Genomic DNA, 17339 nt, shown 5'->3' on the forward strand with positions numbered 1-17339 from the left:
CAGTAAGTATTTTGTTGCTTGGTAGAGACTGCTTAAAGTAAACAGCTTCAGGGATCTGTTAGAAATCGAACTTTTTTCTAACTCGATTCTCCCGTTAAATACAGGTACTTGGTCGCAGATTTTTTTGGTTAATCGTGAAAGGCTTTCTCGGTGATTATATAAAATGGAAAGCGACATAGTCGGTCGTAAAGCATGCTTATTTAGGTCGGAGAACATTTGTTGGCTTCTTTTTAATCCGCCATCCACGAAGAAAACGACAGAGATGTGTTCTGAACCTATCTCTGGCATTTTTTTAAGCGCCTCCTCGATAGCTGCTTTCCTATGTTGGCCGTCGTTTATCAAGAATCTTGCTGACTGAGGAATTATCAGATGACCTACCTTGCTTGCTGCACCTTGTTTGCTAAATGGGATAAATTCTACGCGCCCATCAATTGATGCAGTGATTGATGAAAAAACATAGTTTTTTGGGTCTTCCAATATATAGCGGCAAATTGCTGGGATTCGTGAGCGATTTAGTTGACGTTGTGCTCTTTGTGTCGGCGGTAATTGTTTTTCATCAAACATAAAAAGTCTGGGTAGCGAACTTAGCTGACACATCACAGTATAATATTCTCGTCCAGCTTGGATTCCCCTTAATGCAATGAAAGTATAGTTGTTGCCGTCGCAAGCTTCTATACCGCCTAACAAATCATTAATCTGCTCCTCCGCCATCTTTGCTCACACTTTGCTTAGTTATCGCAAGCAAGTTAAAAGCTTTTTGTAAACTTCCAAATACTTTTTTGAGACTTCCAATATAAGGAAAAAAACAGGCCTAAATTACAAACAGGACACATTTTAGGCTATTTAAAATATGACGCCTAACATATTGGCGAGTCCTTATTTAGTTTTTCTTTAAACCAACCCTCTGCCCCAAATTGTTCTATTAGCCATTTGAATCTAGTACAGCTGTCTTTTTTCGCACAATTTACACAGTGAATTTTGCCACTTCTTTCGATAAGTGCCTTCATGGTCTTTCTCATTTGCTCATCCTCGATTTGTTTGCAGTAATTTCGGCCAGGCGCAAAACATAACCCCCTCAAAGAAGGAAGAGCTTCAAATAAATCAAGTTGCTCTTTGCGGTTCGCCGAGTCTTCAGTAAGTTCCTTGACTACTACCTCCTCAAATTTTTCGCCCATCTCAGGCGAGTAATATCCTATGTCTGACCAAATTCCAAGAATTAGTAAATACAATACTATATCAGCAGTCTGAACAGACAATTGATAAATCTTTTCAAACTCTTCAGCTTCAAAAGTAACATACGGGCTTAAATCGCAGGCGGGTCGGAAAGCTCTATAATTTGTGTGAATGTAACTTGAAAGTTGTTCATAAGTTCCATAAATAAGGTCAGCGCCTCTCATCTCTCCATGCATAAGTCCATCTAGCCATGTTAGGGCAATTGCGTCAGGCAAATTACCAATCCCACGTATTCTTTTGTATTTGTTTATTTTTTTGACGTAGGCAGTGTCCTGAATCCAATTGGTAAGAGGCTTGTCTTTTCTTCTTTTTGATGTAGAATCTGTGTATTCTAGAAAATCAAGAAATTCATAAAAAGTCATTGCTTGACCTCTATCACCCTCTTTTCTCGTAAGAATTGATTTATCGTCAAAAGCTATGAATGCTTTAACCGCTGTTTCAAGCATCCATCTGAGCGTTCTGGCTGCGGAATCGTAAGCTCCACCGAGAGTCATCAAGAGAACAGCGCTGAATTCTCTCGAAAATATCCAAGACAAGTTTCCAAAAAGAGTAGGTGTTGGAAAAGATGTTTGATTTTCTTCAATAAACTCTCCAGTCTTAGCGCGAAAGAGGTTCGGATACTTAGTTTCCAGCCACTCAAATAACAAGTTTATGTTAGCAAGAATTGTAATTTTTTTCTTTTTTCTTCGTCTTGTCTGGTTAAATATATGCAAAAAGTGGTCTGGATATACAGCTGGCATGAATGATATATTAACTTGGAAAATGTTTAAAATATTTCCTAGCTTCTGACCTTCTGCCAGAACAGGTATACTTTATTTTGATTAATGATGCTCACTATTTTAATCAACTTGGCAATTTTTCGTAAATTTGCTGATTTCAAGTTCTTAATGTAATCCGCTGCCTTTCCGAAGGGCTGATGTCTGCTTGAGGCAAATTCTTTTTTGAACCGTGGATGCACACATTTCGCAAACGCTTCTTTCAGCCGCTCAAGCTGCTGTACAGTAAGGTACCGGAGATTGCTTGTGACATAGCGTTCACTACCTAAAAGTTGCAAGTCAAAACCCAACTCTGAGAGCGCTTTAGCAACCACTGAAACACTTTCAACAACTTGCTGCTCAGCTATTTTTTGCATGCCTGCCTTCTCCGCGAAAGGAGAATACTTAGCCATTACTGCAATCATCTCCACGTAAGGCGTCCCCGCCAACGGCAGGGTTTCACGAATCAGCTTAGCGCCCAAACCAATAGTTCGGTATTTTGGATGGATAACTATGCGGTTGATGATGCTGAGCTGCTTGTTCAACTCCTGAATCGACATCCGAGGCAGCACAAGGCGTCTTCCGTAGCAGGTCGGCGGCGGATAACTATACACGATAACCCCGCAAAGCTCATCCCCACGAACAAGACGAAAGATTTTTCTGGGAACCGCCACCTTGTGCCCACGGTAATGGAAACTGCTTAGTTTTTGCCAGTCCTCCTTGCCGCCCTCTTCAACCCTCATCTCACGGGTTAAGCTGCACTCGGCTGCTGCTTCGTTTGGGTAGTAGCTGATTTGGATTTCCTCTCCAAACCGTTTCCGCACAAGCACGCTGGGCTTCAGGTCATCTATCAGGTCGCTGTGGGTTGTTGCGGCTATGACTGCTTTTCCCTGCTGGCGTGCGATTTTCTGCAGGTTAAACGCAATAATCTTCGCCGTATCCCGGTCTAAGCAGGCGGCGAATTCGTCCATGAGCCACCACTGCTTTCCGCTCTCAATGAGTTTGGCGATGCGGTAACGGTACTTCTGCCCATCGCTGAGCTGGCTGTATGTACGCAGGAAAAGAAACGCGTCATTCAGCCCCACACGACTCAGCAGCTCCAAGCCTTCCTCCACCGTGGCGCCAACCGTCTCAATCAACGGTTTCTCCGCGTCCACAGCCACTTCGGATAGGTCGATGGCTTCTTCGCCCAAGTCTGCTCTGATTGCCCGTAGCAGGACGCTTTTTCCGCTGCCGCTGTCGCCCGTGATGTAGACGATGTCTTTGGGGCCAATCTTGAGCTCTGCATCCAGAACCTTGAATTTCTGCGCTTCATCAATGCCTAATCCGAAGGCTTCAGCCACAACAAGGCTCCTCGGCGTCAGCTTCGTGTGCGTCTCGTAGCTGATGTTAAACGTGAATTTCTCTTCTTCGCGGTTGTAGATGCGCCGAATCTGCCTAACCCGAAAATCCCTCTGCCGTCTCATTTTTTCGTGTCACCTTGGAATAACTGTTAAGAAGGGTTCGGGCTCCATCTGCACAGTCGCAAACACAGCCAACGCAATACTCCAGAAGACGTCGTCATGCGTACCGTTGGGATGGCTGAAGCCTATGGCGCCGTCCCTGCGCAACTCATAACGCTCCACGTTCAATTCGGTACAGATGTCACCTCTGTATGGTCGTTCCCAGTTTAGCAGCGGATAGTAGAATTGCTTGTTCATCATGCGCTGCTTTAGAAGTGAAGCCATCTCTGATTTGCGGGGTACGCTAAAGTTGACGCCCTCGGCGTTCTCGATGCCTGCGTTCTCCATGTCCGCGATAATTGATGGTCCTTCGCGTGTGAAGTCCACTCGGATTTTCTGGAACCCGCCCCACCGGTCCTGCAGCGCCTTGAGGTAGCCAAGCACCTGAGCGTAGAGTGTGGGCTGCTGGAAAATCTTCAAATGCCGCAGAAACAGCTTATCGTTTAAGCGTTCAACCACTGAGAGCACACAGTAGTCCCTTGTCTGCGCTAAGTCTAATCCAGCGTAGAATTCGCCTTGGCACTCCTCTTCGGGGTTGAATTCTTGCAGGTCAAAACCGCAGTTCTTCACCGTCCCCACGCAGGACACAATTAGGCTCTGAGGTAGCCACACGTCCTCGTCTTCCGCCCACTCCGCCTCCATTTCACGGCGCCAACGGGCTGGGTCGTCGCCGAATTGGCGCTTAATCTTCTCGATTATGGCGGGTTTTAGTGGTCCGTTTGGTTCCAGCGCCTGCTGCCATGTGATGTGCGTCCTGCCAAAGTCGCTGTAGTCTTTGTGGTTGCACATCTTCCAGAAGAGGCTGTCTGTGTTCCACGGCGTTGATGTGGCGATGAGTCTGCCGTTGGTTGTTCCCAACGTAAACAAGATAGCATCGTACAAGTCTTCATCGTTGGGCGTGAAGTTGCATTCTTCCCACCAGATTATCGAGAACGTTGGACCTCTAATTGTGTCGGGGTAGTTTGGGAAGGCTTCAATTACGCTGTCGTTTGGCAACGATATGCGAGTTTTCTGGACATGCAATCCTCGCTGTGGGAGCTTTCGGCAGAATCCGCCCATGCGTCTAATGTTTAGTTGAGGCGGCAAAAAATTAAACAAAGTAAATATGATGAGCGTTTGGGTGAAGTTTCCTGTGCCAGGGAATCAATTTCTGTTCCGGCGACATGGATAACTTCATATACTTTTGGCGAATTTTTGCGTTTCTAGATTTTTCTAGGTTACCCAACGTACAGTTAAATTCTATTGCTTTGGTGATGATGCATGAGTATATTATCTTTTTTCAACGGTTGGTTTTCCACCATTTTGAAATCAGATTTTTCGTTTTAGACATTGGTTGACTTAGGTACCTGTTTTTTGCTTGTCGCTTCCAAAACCAAAGTAGCAAGATGATAATCGGAATTCTTCCATAGATGCTAAGCGACATAAGCCACGAGTAGACTGGGATGGTTACTGCACCAAGGTTCAGATCGAATATGTGTGTACCGCTGGGTATGAGCCAAAGTTGGTAGTACCGAGTTAGGTCTGTTTGGTACCCCATAAGGCTTCGAACCAACCCGTAGAAAACGTCGTTCATCAGCGAAGCTAAAAGCCCCAACCCAACGGTTAACTGCCAGTTCTTCGGGAAGGTAATCGTTAAAATTATGAACGGAAAAAAGTACATTACTGTAAGCCACATGTGGTAGCCGCTGTAGAAGCCTCCTGGGATAATGTTGTCAATGTAGTTTACGAACACTAAGCCGTATAGGGCGCTTAAAATAATGTAGAAACTAAACTTTTTGTTGAATGCCTTTAAGGCTCTTTGTTTCTCAGCGTTTTTAGTTTCCTCGTCCTCATAGTCCGTGACCCATTTTTTTATCACTACTTGATTGGTTCGGCCTGTCTTACTGAACCGCAATTTTTTTAATCTTTTGAAAAACCGCACGTTTTTTCTACCCAAACCTGACTTCCATGTTTTCCTTGATAGGAACTCAAATGGCGAATAATCAGGGTTCTATGTTACGATGCTGCCTATTTTTCTGGCTGCTTCGCCGAGTTTTATCAAGATTAAGCCTAGAGGAACCTGCTGCTTTGTCAAAGCCACAAGTAGAACTTTGGGTCCAGCTCCGATGGTTATTAGTTTAGAATTTGCAGCTTCAACGATTATGCGGATAGCGGTTCCGCCGTTCACTTCAGTTATCGCTGTTTCAGCGGCTCCAGCCATGCTTGCGCTCATGGCGGCAAATGTTTCAGCATCTACGTCACTGGACGTGTCTGAGGCGACGAGTAAGCCGTCTCTTGTAACGATAGCGGAGGATTCGATTCCCCCAACACCTTTGAGTTCCTTCAAGATGTCGTCTATAAGATTCTTAGTCGTCACGGTACTTAGCTCCGTTTAAAATTTTTTCAATCAGAATATCTAATGCGCCTGTGATGCTTGCTTTATCGCTCCCAACCGTGCCGATTACTTCAACATCAGAGGGAACATTCATTTTTGCTTTGATTTCACCCACTGACAGGGCATTAGGCAAATCTTGTTTGTTCGCTGCCACGACGTATGGCAAGCCATGGACTTTGGCTTTTAACATCATTTCTTTGGCTCTGGAAAATTCTTCGGGCTTGGTGCTGTCAATTACCAGTATAGCACCCAATGCTTCGCCTCCAAGCAGTTCTAGTATGGGGTCAAATCGTGGTTGACCAATCGTTCCGAACAGATCTAAATTGAACCCCTTATAGTCTACATGGCCAAAATCTAACGCTACAGTTGTTCCAAAGCGTTGTACGCTAACAGCGCGATTTGAAAGTGTATGCACGATGGTTGTTTTTCCAGCGTGAAATGGTCCTGTGACTAAGATTTTTGGTATGTAGCCTTTTATTTCTCCAGTCACTGATTTTTTTATGGGAATTATTTTTTCTTTCACAGGAACCCCCTCTTTTTTGCTCACGGTGATAGCTTGGTTGCCGACAATTCTTTGTAACGCCATAAGGTCTATGATAGTGGGGTAGATGCTGCTTACAGTTTGTGATATCGTGTTTTCGTAGTTCCACTCGGTATAAAGAAAGCATAAGATTGCATTGTAGGCGGTTGCGATTTTTTGCCAATTATTAACTTCACTTAAAACTGCATCGCCGAATTCGTCAATTGAGGTGTTTAGGGAGTCGTAAATCAAGAATACTTTACCTTTTTTGCAGCATTCATAGAGTGCTTTGGTGATAACGCTGAATACTGCATTCGGGTCGTAAATGTTGTCGATGGAGTATGCTTCTTCGCTTTTAAGTCCGAACAGCGCAGAGTAGCCGTCGATGAAAAATAGTCGGTTTTGCTGTTTATACTCCGCCAAACTCGTTCCTAAAGCTACTGACTCATCGATAACTGAAGCGGCTGATTTATTGCTGACAAAGTATAAGCCTATGTCGCCTTTTTTTAACTGGTTCAATAGGAGTTGTATAGCGACTGGGAATGGGTCAAACAGCGGATTTGTTCTGATTAAAACTGAGGAGCCACTTGGTATGCCTCCTTCGAGAAGTTGGTCAATAATTCTTATGCCCGTTTGCGTTTTTTCACTTGACAGATATGAGTCTATCAAGAAGATCCCTCCAGACTAATGTTTTGTGTTTGAAGCGGTTGTTTGACGTTTTCTGTTGTCGGCAATGAAAAATTCATTGATATGCTTGGGTGGCCATAGAAGCCTTCGCAGCGAAGAGTGTTTGCTTCCAATACTATTGCGCCGTTCGAGAAACTTTTCAGTTGGTTAAGTGTCAACAAGTCATGTGCACCTTCTTCAACAAGTAGGAAACCTAAGACGTTTTGTCTTCTGAGCTGCCCTAAAAAAATGTGGAGAAAACGCATCACTGTCTGAAGGCTACTGTATAGTAGTAGCGTAGACAGCGAATCAAACAGTACCCTCACAGCTGTATTCTTCAAGTAAAAGCTGGAACACCACTCATTCACTGCCACGGCAAGTTTTGTGTAATCGATTATACTTGGAACACGTTTTATCGACGATGTATCCGAAGACTTTGCTCCTATCATTCTTGAATAACAATCGACGAATTTTACTCTGCCTTCCTGCTCAAGAGCGGAGGTTAATCCACACGTAAGCCATTGTTCCCTTATTTCTTCAGCAGTACTTGTGGCCGAGATGTAAATGGCTGCTTCATTATTATGTAAACCTGCACTAAGCAGGGTCATGCCGAGTTCTTTCTTTGATGACCACGGATCGCCCATAACCAGCAAGTTTGACGGTCTGGCAAAACCGCCGTTTAGGGCAACATCCAACGCGTGTATTCCTGAAGGAAAAGTCTCTGCAGACATTCTACACAACGTCCTTATTTGGATTCGCTCTATTACGCATGGGCTGCCACATCCCTGATTTCGCGAACTATTTCGGTTAGTTTCTTTGCGGTATGTATGGTTCCGATTATTTGCCCATCCCGGTCTCTTAATGGGCTTAGTGTGGCCAAAGTGGTGAAAGCTGTTCCATCCTTTGATATCTGTTTAAGTCGGCCCCTGAAAATTCCATCAGCATCGGTTTTACTGCCTATTTGCCTAAGTTGATCTGGATCATAGAACCGAACTATTGGTTCACCGGTGAAATTCTTGGCGTCATCGTTGAGACCGTGCATTGTTAGCCAGCTCTTGTTTAGAAAAAGAGTGTTTCCTTGATTGTCTGAAACTGCTATGCCATCAACCTCTTGTTCTACAACACTGCTTAAGAGCCGAATCTGTTCTTCAGCTTGTTTGATATCAGTTATATCCACGGCAAGTTCTGCTGCAGCAATTACTTCGCCCTCGGCATTTTTTATGGGTGCAGCCGTTATTTTCAGCCAGAACTTTTTACCCTGTGCGTCGGTTATCTGAATTTCGTGGGAGGCTTCGCTTGCATTCTCTTCAAAAACTTTTTTTATGCTACTGTCGGGGCTCATGCTTCTACTTTGGTAATCGTGCAACGCTTGGTAGCTTAACTGCCCTTCGACTAGTCCAAAAAGGCTTTTTATGAATTCGTTAGCCCAGACAATATGGTAGTCTCTGTCTACCATCACAAACCCGGCGTTGATGCTTCTTGTAACGGCATTGAGCATATCTCTTTCTTGCTGGAGCTTTTGCTGCATCATTTTGCGTTCAGAAATATCGTGAATTATCGCCACTAAATTTACAGGGTTTCCCGACTGGTCCTTGATGACTGAACCGGAAGACTCGATAGCAATTTCTTTTCCATTTTTAATTATTATGTTAAATTCCATACTTTTTACCGGGATTCCGGTTTCCAGTACCTTGGCTAATGTTTCTTGAGCTTTCTGTTGATCTTTTGGAGCAATGAGTTGGAAAAGATTTTTTCCTATAGCATCTTCTTTTGAGTTAAATCCGATCAGGGAAGCTGCTGCTTGGTTGCAGTCTATGATATTTGCTGACAAATCTGTTATTGCTATGCCGTCTGGACTTGAGGCAAATATAGCTTCTAATTGTTTTGATTGCGGGATGATTTGGCTTTCATTTTCCGGTTTTTCACTTTTTTTAATTCCATAATCTATGGCAGACAAATAGGTCACTTTCGGTTAAAAAATTAACACTTATTTTATGATAAATGGAAGATATAAACATAACCGTTTATACAAGTTTGAAATTGACAAGCAACCTAAAGCCCACGGTTTTACATTAGATAAAACAAGATGGTTAATTGCTTTGGTAGACGGTTGCCTTTTCCGTTAGCCTAAAATTAGGTAACTGCTCTCCTAAGAAAAAGCCAAATTTCTTTAACAAAAACAAGTCGAGTTATCAACACCCAGCCCCCAACGGATTTTGTCAAACTATCGCTTTTCTGTAGGTTTCAAGAGCTTAAATTTTCCGTTTTCTAGGTAATGGAAATACGGGTGGTTTTTTCGGATGGAGGACCAATGGCCGCTGAAGGGGTGGTTTGGAGCCATCGCAGTAACATAGCTTTTTATGCTTATCTCTGGCACCGCAGGGTTTGCTTTATGCACTTCCTTGACTATGTCAGAAACAGTGAAAACTTCAGATTCTATTCGGTTAGCTGCCTCAGCAACCCAACGCCAAATAGGTTTTCCATACTTCAAACCCGACACCGATATGTATAAGCCGCATACAGTAAATAAATACTCATAATCTTTTGACTAGAGCATCAAAAGTGTTTTTACCCAAATTCTTGACCAAATCGACCTTTTTTATCTCCGAGACATCAGTGACGCCGTTGACGTTTGTGATGTAGGTGTGTGCTGCTTCTTTGCCGTAGAGGCAGTGGATGTCAAACATCATCCCGACGACGTAGAGTTCCTGTTTTTGTACCTTAGTTTTTAGTGTCGGATCGCATAGGATTCTCTGTATTTGGTAATCAACGTTTGCTTGAGCATACAACGCGAATTTAATATCCTCAGCTACCTGTGACATATCGATTTCTCTATCAGCTATCTTGATGGGGTTAACAAGCCCGATAATTTCCCGCTGAATAGCCTCGTCTTCCCAGTGATAATCGGAAAGCGACGCCTTAATCGCGCCACAACCAGTGTGCCCCAAAACGATCAGCAGAGGCGTCTTTAGGTGAATAATGGGGTATTTGACTGAGCCTTCAGAGTTGCTGAACTGGTTACCGATGTTTTTGACTACGAATATTTCGTTGAGGCCATCCATACCAAACAGTGTCTGGGGAACACGTGAATCGCAGCAGGATAGTAGAGTGACGTGTGGGGTTTGTTTAGTTTTGAGTTTTTCGAATTTGCAACAGCACTTCTCGGCGTACTTTGTGTTGCCTTCGATTAGTTGCTTTAAGGTTTGTTGTGGGTATGAAGTTATGTTTTCGGTTTGTTTGTGGTCGACTTCTTTAGGCATCCTTGATCGCTGCGTAGATATCTAAGAAAGATGATATTAAGGGTAATTGTTTTAGCGTACAACCTTCACGCCGAGCAGCATTCTAAGCAAATAGAAGATACGCTACGAATTAGAAGTAAGATGAACGTTTTATTTTAAAAAGGGTATGTAAAAAGAAAAAATTATTGATTTTCTGCCAAGTAAACAGTCACGTTGCCGTCTCTGTCCTTGGTTACCCGCGTCTTGATTCTGCGTGGAGGCTTCTCGATTCCTCTTTCCCAGATTTTCTCATTCACTTCTTGGGTGACGACAAGTTGAGGCATTTCTTCTGCTTCTTCTTCGTCAGAAACCTTCACGTCCATTTTCATGTGTTTAGCCACAAATATTTTGACTAATTGCATGGCGCGTGGGGCCCGTTTTTTTGGTGGGCGAATCAAGGCTTTCTGGAGAGGAATAGTGTAGAATCTTTCTTCGACGATTTCGCCTTCTTTCTTTTTGCGTTTTGGTTTTGCTTCTTCCTCTGCTGCTTCTGCTTCTTTGGGGGTCTCTTCTTTTGCTTCGACTGCTTGTTCTTCTTGCGGTTGCGCCTCTATCTCTTCTGCGAGTTCCTCAGTTAATTCCTCTTCGGCTTCTTGTGATGCTTGTTCTAGTTTAGTTTCTTCTGTCATCTTGCATTATTCCTCTATGCCTTTATTTTGCGGGTTCGCCAGTTACGTCGCTGTTTAGGGTTAACTCTGACTTTGCCGTCGGTTCGGGCGATTACCCATGTTGGAACTGACTGTGATTCTTTGCCAGCTTTGGCTAATCTGAGTTTCTTCGCGGTTGGTTTTACTCGTGCCATTTTTTATATCCTTCTAATTGTTGTCTCTCGCTTCCTTGACTGAAGCTGAATTAGGATCGACTTGAGTTGCAAGTCTGAGAGGGGAATCGGCAGCTTGCCTGTTTGCGCCATCTCGATGAGTTGCAACTCGATTTGCTCGGCGAACTCTTTCTTTACCATCTTCAAGTTGTTTAGTCTTTGACGAGCTTCAGGTGCCAAGATTTTTGCAAGCAGCGCCTGTTTCTGCTGTTCTATTTGTTGCTCTGCTTGAGCTTGTCTCTGCTCGTCGCTTAAGCGACTTTGCATCGAGAGAAGTTTTCTTTTACGGATCTGCTCAAGCTCATCATCTGACATGGTTTCCTATTCGCCTTGATACTTCTTGAGCTCAGGGACAGATTTGTACAGTTCTTTGGCGAGGTCTCCAGCGACTTCCTGCATCATTTTACGGCCTTTTGGAGTCATGATTCTGCCTCGCGGGCGGGTGATTTGAATGAATCCTGCAGATTCAAGTTGCTGAAGGACTTTACGTATACAGCTGCCGCCTGCTTTGGTAGCATGGTTCTTTTTGACGCCGTTGTTTTTGCGTCCGCCGTAGTCACTGCGGAGGTTTTCTAGACCGATTGGGCCATGAATGTAGACTTTGCGTAGAACGGATGCGCTGCGTACGTACCACCAGTTTGGGTTCTGGGGTTGCTTCTCGACGTGAGTGCCTGTTTTGGCGAAGGTGGCCCATGCTGGAGGCTGGACTTCGTCAACGTTTTCCCTAAGGTATTTTGCTAATCGGTCGATGAATTTTGATGCTGGAACGTCATGAGGAGTCGTCAAAGATGTTCTATCCTGTTAGTTTTTCCTTGCAGTAAAACAATGAAGCCTAATATAAATATGTCTCTAAGCTCAAAAGCAAACTTTTGCTCATAGAGAGCTTAAGGCACTATTTCTTTACTCTAACATTGGGCATCTATAAAGCCCTTTGGGGCGAACGCATGTTGATCATTTAACATCTTGACAAGGAACATACCTGTGTAGCTGCCAGGGACTTTTGCCACTTGTTCTGGTGTACCTTCTGCGAGAAGTTGTCCGCCTGCAGCCCCGCCTTCTGGCCCCAAGTCGATGAGGTAGTCACAGCTTTTAATGACGTCCAAGTTGTGCTCGATGATGTAGACGGTGTTGCCGTTATCAACGAGGCGGTTTAGGACTTTGATGAGGCGTTTAGTATCATCGAAATGCAAACCTGTGGTGGGTTCATCCAGCATGTAGACTACGTGGCCTGATTTGTGTTTGCTGAGTTCACGGGTGATTTTTATGCGTTGACTTTCGCCGCCGCTAAGCTGAGTGCTGCTCTGCCCCAACTTGATGTAGCCCAAACCGACATCGAGCAAAGTCTGCAGTTTGCGATGCACCCGAGGCGTGTTCTCGAAGAATTTTGCGGCTTCTTCCACGGTCATGTCGAGGACTTCGGCGATGTTTTTCCCTTTATAGAGCACGTCGAGAGTTTCTTTGTTGTAGCGTTTGCCTTTGCATTCACTGCATTGTACGTAAACATCTGGAAGAAAGTTCATTTCGATGCGGATGACTCCGTCGCCTTGGCAGTTTTCGCATCTGCCGCCTTTCACGTTGAAGCTGAAGCGACCTTCTTTGTAGCCGCGGGCTTTGGCTTCTTTAGTTGAGGCGAAGATTTTGCGAATTTCGTCGAAGAGTTTGGTGTAGGTGGCAGGGTTGCTGCGAGGGGTGCGTCCGATGGGATCTTGGTCGATTACGATGACGTTACGAACCATGTCTGGAACTTGAAGCGCCTCATGTTTGCCGACCTTATCGACCTGCTCTCCGAACATCTGCTTAAGAGCAGGAATGACTGTAAGGTTCATAAGCGTGCTTTTACCTGAACCTGAAACACCTGTGACGCCACAGAGAACACCCAGCGGCAGCTTTAGACTGAGGTTTTTGAGGTTGTTCTCGCATGCACCTTTAATTGAGATGAAGCTGGTGGGTTCTCGGCGTTTGGTGGGTACTTCGATTTTGAGTTCGCCTGATAGGTACTTGCCTGTTAAACTGCGTGGATTAGCCATCACTTCTGCCGGTGACCCTTCTGCAACTACGTGACCGCCGTGGACTCCTGCACCCGGTCCCATGTCCACGATGTAGTCGGCGTGGCGCATCGTGTCTTCATCGTGTTCTACTACGATTAAGGTGTTGCCGAGGTCGCGGAGTCGCGCGAGGGTGGCGATGAGTTTGGCGTTGTCCCGCTGATGCAATCCGATGCTGGGTTCGTCAAGGATGTAGAGGACGCCCATGAGGTTGCTGCCGATTTGCGTGGCAAGGCGGATACGTTGAGCTTCGCCTCCTGAAAGCGTCTTTGCGGCACGTGAAAGTGAGAGGTAACCTAACCCCACATTTTTGAGAAAACCGAGACGTTCGTTGATTTCTTTCAGTACCTGTTTGGCTATGGAGAGGTCTTTCTGGTTTAGTTTAGTTGGCAGGTCACGGAAGAACTCTACTGCTTCTTCGATGGAGAGATCTGTGACGTCAATGATGCTCTTATCCAGAATTTTAACTGCAAGCACCAGCGGCTGAAGTTTTTTGCCATGACATGCATTGCAGGGTCGTGCAGTCATGAATTTCTCTATGTCTTCTTTGCGCCATTCGCTCTCGGTTTGGCGGTAGAGACGCATAGTTTGAGGAATTACACCTTCCCAACCGTCACGCATCCACATACTCGCGCCGTTTGACCAGTTACCGCTTATCGGTTCGCGGTCGCCGTAAAGCAGAACTTTGAGCTGTTGCTCCGTGAAGTCCTTGATGGGGGTAAAAACGTCGAAACCGTGCTTTTTACCAACCATCGCCAACTGCTGTACACGCCAGCTTAGATCCATTTTGCCATAGACAGCGAGTGCACCATCCATTATTGAGAGGTTGCGGTTGGGGATAACTTTGTCTGCAGTGACTTCGGTGATTTCGCCCAGACCGTGGCAAACTGGGCAAGCCCCCCATGGAGAGTTGAAGCTGAACATACGAGGCTCCAACGCTTCGAACATGATTTCTGGGTGGTTGGGGCATGCGCCGAAGGTGCTGTACATGGTTGCGCCTTCAAAGCTTTCCAGCTCTTTCTTTTTGGCAGCGTCTTGTTGGGCTGCATCGATAACAATCATAGTGCCCTTGCCCGTTTTAAGCGCGCTCTCCACAGCTTCGGCGATGCGGGAACGCTCCTCGTCGTCGATGGTTACTGTATCTATGACGGCTTCTATCCAGTGCTTCTCGTAACGCACCAGTTTGACTTCTTCTTTGACTGTGTCGGTTTCGTAGATTTTTTGATCCACGCGGATTTTGGTGTAGCCCTCTTTTTTGAGGTCATCAAACACCTGCTCGTGTGTGCCTTTCGTGCCGCGGATGATGGGGGCAAGAAAGACTAACGTTTTACCTTTTTCTGCCATGATAAGACTGGTTATGTTTTCTGGACTCTGAGGGTGTATGCTACTGCCGCATTTGGGGCAGTGGTGGGTGCCGATGCGTGCGAAAAGCAAGCGGAGATAGTCGTAGATTTCGGTGACTGTGCCGACTGTGCTGCGGGGGTTTTTGCTGGTGCTCTTCTGCTCGATACTGATGGCGGGTGATAATCCCTCAATCGAGTCGACGTCGGGTTTATCCATCAAACCCAAGAATTGTCGCGCGTAAGCGGAGAGGCTTTCCACGTAGCGGCGTTGACCCTCAGCGTAGATAGTGTCAAACGCAAGGGTAGATTTGCCCGAGCCTGACAACCCAGTTATAACTATTAACTTGTTTCGGGGCAACTCTAAATCGATGTTTTTTAGGTTGTGCTCCCGTGCACCTTTAATGGAAATGTTATCACGCATTACTGAAAGTTCCCTTCTCCGTTTTTGAAGGTTCTAGCTTGTTTTATCATCCGAGATTAGAACGTTATTGCATCAAACCCCTAAATTTCTGGTTTAACCGCCCCGTTTTCAGCCCGCTCAACTTTTGCCGCCAGCGTCCTCTGCAACTCAGCAATCGCATCACGCAACTCAATAGCCTTCTCGAACTCCAACTTCTCGGCGGCTTCACGCATCTTGGCGTCTAACTCGATGATTTGGCGTTGTATGTCTGATTTAGCAAGGTGCTTGGCGCCTTTGATGGTGCCTTCCTTGATTGTGACTGATTTAATGATAGTTGTGGGTGTTATGCCGTATTTTTCGTTGTAGCGTTTCTGGAAGTTACGACGGTAATAAGTGATTTCCATGGCTCGCTTGATGCTTTGGGTTTGCACGTCGGCGTAGAGGAAGACTTTGCCGTTAACGTTACGGGCTGCTCTGCCGATAGTTTGGATTAAGCTGCGTTCGTCACGGAGGAACCCTTCCTTGTCAGCATCAAGGATGAATATAGAAGCAACCTCAGGAATATCAAGACCCTCACGAAGCAAGTTTATACCGACAAGTATATCGAATTCACCCACGCGAAGTTGACGTATCAACTCGATGCGGTCAAGACTCTCGATTTCACTGTGCATATAGCGCACGCGGAAACCCTCTTTGACAAGGTAATCCGCCAAGTCCTCTGCCATACGCTTCGTAAGCGTTGTAACGAGAACCCGGTCACCCCGCGCGATTGTTTTCTTAGCTTCAGCCATCAAATGCTGCATCTGCCCCTCAATCGGATGCATCTCGACCTCGGGATCAAGCAAGCCTGTGGGTCGGGTGATTAACTCGACTGGGGGACCACTCTTTTCCAGTTCATACTCAGCAGGGGTCGCGGAAACAAAAAGAACTCGCCCCATCTTGCTCTCAAACTCTTCGAACTTGAGCGGGCGGTTGTCGAGGGCGCTGGGCAGACGGAAACCGAAGTCTACGAGGTTCTTTTTGCGGCTGTAGTCGCCGTTGTACATACCTCTTGCTTGGGGTATGGTTTGGTGGCTTTCGTCGATGATTAGCAGGAAGTCTTTGGGGAAGTAGTCGATTAGAGTGAATGGGGGCACGCCGGGTTTTCTGCCGTCGAAGTGGCGGCTGTAGTTCTCCATCCCTGAGCAGAAGCCGACTTCACGGATCATTTCGAGGTCGTAGTTGGTGCGTTGTTTAAGGCGTTGGGCTTCCAGAGGCGGCAGCTCCTGCAGGCGCTCTTCAAGTTCCTGCTGAATTGCCTCTAAAGCTTGAGCATGCTTTTCTTCGGGTACAACATATTGCCTTGCTGGGTACAGTGTCATGCGGTCGACGCTGTTTTTGACGTTACCCGTTATGACGTGGACTTCCTTGATTTTACTAATCACGTTACCTGTTAGCTCAACGCGGACGATGTCGTTCTCGTAAGAAGGCACGATGTCGATGGTGTCGCCGCGAACGCGGAATCTGCCTGGTTCAAGCACCATATCATTGCGTTCATACTGCATATCCACCAGTTGACGAATAAGCTCCTGACGGCTCATCTTAGCTCCGACCTCTAACTTCTGAGCCATAGTGCGGAAGTCATCAGGGTTGCCTAAGCTGTAGATGCAACTGATGGAGGCAACTATTATGGTGTCATTTCGACTGACTATACTGGAGACAGCATGCATACGCATTTTTTCGATTTCGTCGTTGACGGTGCTGTCTTTTTCGATGTACATGTCCTGTGCGGGCAGGTAGGATTCGGGCTGGTAGTAATCGTAGAAGCTGATGAAGAATTCCACACGGTTATGCGGAAAAAGCTCCTTTAGCTCCCCGTAAAGCTGCGCCGCCAACGTCTTGTTGTGTGCCAAAATCAGCGTCGGCTTCTGAAGACGGTAGATAACGTTTGCCATGACAAACGTTTTGCCGCTGCCCGTTATGCCCAGCAGGGTTTGTTTGTCTTTATGGGAGAAGTTCTGCACTAACTGCTCAACGGCGGCTTCTTGGCCTGGCGAAATTTTATATGGCGACACAAGTTCGAATTGCACGCGGATGCTTCTCCCTACAAACGACAAAATGACCGAGCCAATTGGATTAATAAGTTTTTGCACCAAACAAAGCAAATCCAAATGCAGCCACAAATTGCAGAATTAGCTTTATTAGAGTAGTAGACGGTTACGGCTGTTTTAGGTTAAACCTTAAATTTTTTGGAAATGAATCTAAATTTTAGTGCAAACAAGAAGAAATAATGAAATAATCGAAGATCTACTTCTATCAGTGAGGACTCACTGTGAGGTGTACACACCCCAAAAACATCAGCCGCCTAAAACCTGAAAGCTGCCGCCCTGGACTTTGCCCCAGAGTAATCTTTTTTCCGTTAAG

At 45.7% G+C, this 17339-nt stretch carries 17 protein-coding genes; all 17 read right to left on the minus strand.

The genetic code is table 11. The features are described 5' to 3' along the window. The coding region (locus tag NWE96_09765) for a DNA sulfur modification protein DndB (GenBank protein MCW3984263.1) at positions 1–711 on the minus strand (711 nt) is incomplete at its 3' end. A 146-nt stretch (positions 712–857) separates the two neighbouring features. Continuing rightward, positions 858–1973: a hypothetical protein gene (locus NWE96_09770; GenBank protein MCW3984264.1), complete on the minus strand. Its 1116-nt coding sequence runs from the start codon at positions 1971–1973 to the stop codon at positions 858–860. Positions 1974–2011: 38 nt separating this feature from the next. Beyond that, complete coding sequence (locus tag NWE96_09775) at positions 2012–3454, minus strand: hypothetical protein (protein MCW3984265.1); 1443 nt, start codon at positions 3452–3454, stop codon at positions 2012–2014. Between the two features lie 9 nt (positions 3455–3463). Next, a complete protein-coding gene (locus NWE96_09780) occupies positions 3464–4576 on the minus strand; it encodes a hypothetical protein (GenBank protein ID MCW3984266.1) in 1113 nt (370 codons plus the stop codon). A gap of 193 nt (positions 4577–4769) precedes the next feature. Further along, positions 4770–5348 (minus strand): hypothetical protein, encoded by a 579-nt coding sequence (locus NWE96_09785; protein ID MCW3984267.1) that lies wholly within the window; start codon positions 5346–5348, stop codon positions 4770–4772. Positions 5349–5480: 132 nt separating this feature from the next. Next, a complete protein-coding gene (locus NWE96_09790; GenBank protein MCW3984268.1) occupies positions 5481–5846 on the minus strand; it encodes a roadblock/LC7 domain-containing protein in 366 nt (121 codons plus the stop codon). Further along, a complete protein-coding gene (locus NWE96_09795) occupies positions 5836–7053 on the minus strand; it encodes an ADP-ribosylation factor-like protein (protein MCW3984269.1) in 1218 nt (405 codons plus the stop codon). Before NWE96_09795 ends, NWE96_09790 begins: the two co-directional genes overlap by 11 nt. Next, positions 7050–7781 (minus strand): hypothetical protein, encoded by a 732-nt coding sequence (locus NWE96_09800; protein ID MCW3984270.1) that lies wholly within the window; start codon positions 7779–7781, stop codon positions 7050–7052. The genes NWE96_09795 and NWE96_09800 overlap by 4 nt, the downstream gene beginning before the upstream one ends. A gap of 32 nt (positions 7782–7813) precedes the next feature. Continuing rightward, entirely contained in the window at positions 7814–9007 is a 1194-nt protein-coding gene (locus tag NWE96_09805; GenBank protein ID MCW3984271.1) for a PAS domain S-box protein, read from the minus strand. A 267-nt stretch (positions 9008–9274) separates the two neighbouring features. Beyond that, positions 9275–9541, minus strand: coding sequence for a hypothetical protein (locus NWE96_09810; GenBank protein MCW3984272.1), 267 nt, complete (start codon positions 9539–9541; stop codon positions 9275–9277). 43 nt (positions 9542–9584) lie between these two features. Continuing rightward, positions 9585–10310: a carbonic anhydrase gene (locus NWE96_09815; GenBank protein ID MCW3984273.1), complete on the minus strand. Its 726-nt coding sequence runs from the start codon at positions 10308–10310 to the stop codon at positions 9585–9587. A 161-nt stretch (positions 10311–10471) separates the two neighbouring features. Further along, the gene (locus tag NWE96_09820; GenBank protein ID MCW3984274.1) at positions 10472–10768 is read right to left on the minus strand and encodes a 50S ribosomal protein L31e; all 297 of its coding nucleotides are present in this window, start codon (positions 10766–10768) and stop codon (positions 10472–10474) included. 203 nt (positions 10769–10971) lie between these two features. After that, entirely contained in the window at positions 10972–11130 is a 159-nt protein-coding gene (rpl39e, locus tag NWE96_09825; GenBank protein ID MCW3984275.1) for a 50S ribosomal protein L39e, read from the minus strand. A 3-nt stretch (positions 11131–11133) separates the two neighbouring features. Then, on the minus strand, positions 11134–11463 hold the full coding sequence (locus tag NWE96_09830; GenBank protein ID MCW3984276.1) for a DNA-binding protein: 330 nt from the start codon (positions 11461–11463) through the stop codon (positions 11134–11136). A 6-nt stretch (positions 11464–11469) separates the two neighbouring features. Continuing rightward, positions 11470–11934, minus strand: a complete 465-nt coding sequence (locus tag NWE96_09835) for a 30S ribosomal protein S19e (GenBank protein ID MCW3984277.1) — start codon at positions 11932–11934, stop codon at positions 11470–11472. 119 nt (positions 11935–12053) lie between these two features. Beyond that, entirely contained in the window at positions 12054–14957 is a 2904-nt protein-coding gene (uvrA, locus tag NWE96_09840) for an excinuclease ABC subunit UvrA (protein MCW3984278.1), read from the minus strand. An 80-nt stretch (positions 14958–15037) separates the two neighbouring features. After that, on the minus strand, positions 15038–17011 hold the full coding sequence (gene uvrB, locus NWE96_09845) for an excinuclease ABC subunit UvrB (protein MCW3984279.1): 1974 nt from the start codon (positions 17009–17011) through the stop codon (positions 15038–15040). Positions 17012–17339: the final 328 nt, after the last annotated feature.

It is taken from the genome of Candidatus Bathyarchaeota archaeon (genome assembly GCA_026014685.1).
Classification (GTDB): domain Archaea; phylum Thermoproteota; class Bathyarchaeia; order Bathyarchaeales; family Bathycorpusculaceae; genus Bathycorpusculum.

What these genes read in the sequence shown, in the direction of transcription:
- NWE96_09775 (MCW3984265.1), bottom strand. Translation starts at nt 3,454, where the DNA reads ATGAGACGGCAGAGGGATTTTCGGGTTAGGCAGATTCGGCGCATCTAC.
- NWE96_09770 (MCW3984264.1), bottom strand. Translation starts at nt 1,973, where the DNA reads ATGCCAGCTGTATATCCAGACCACTTTTTGCATATATTTAACCAGACA.
- uvrA (MCW3984278.1), bottom strand. Translation starts at nt 14,957, where the DNA reads ATGCGTGATAACATTTCCATTAAAGGTGCACGGGAGCACAACCTAAAA.
- NWE96_09815 (MCW3984273.1), bottom strand. Translation starts at nt 10,310, where the DNA reads ATGCCTAAAGAAGTCGACCACAAACAAACCGAAAACATAACTTCATAC.
- rpl39e (MCW3984275.1), bottom strand. Translation starts at nt 11,130, where the DNA reads ATGGCACGAGTAAAACCAACCGCGAAGAAACTCAGATTAGCCAAAGCT.
- NWE96_09830 (MCW3984276.1), bottom strand. Translation starts at nt 11,463, where the DNA reads ATGTCAGATGATGAGCTTGAGCAGATCCGTAAAAGAAAACTTCTCTCG.
- NWE96_09800 (MCW3984270.1), bottom strand. Translation starts at nt 7,781, where the DNA reads ATGTCTGCAGAGACTTTTCCTTCAGGAATACACGCGTTGGATGTTGCC.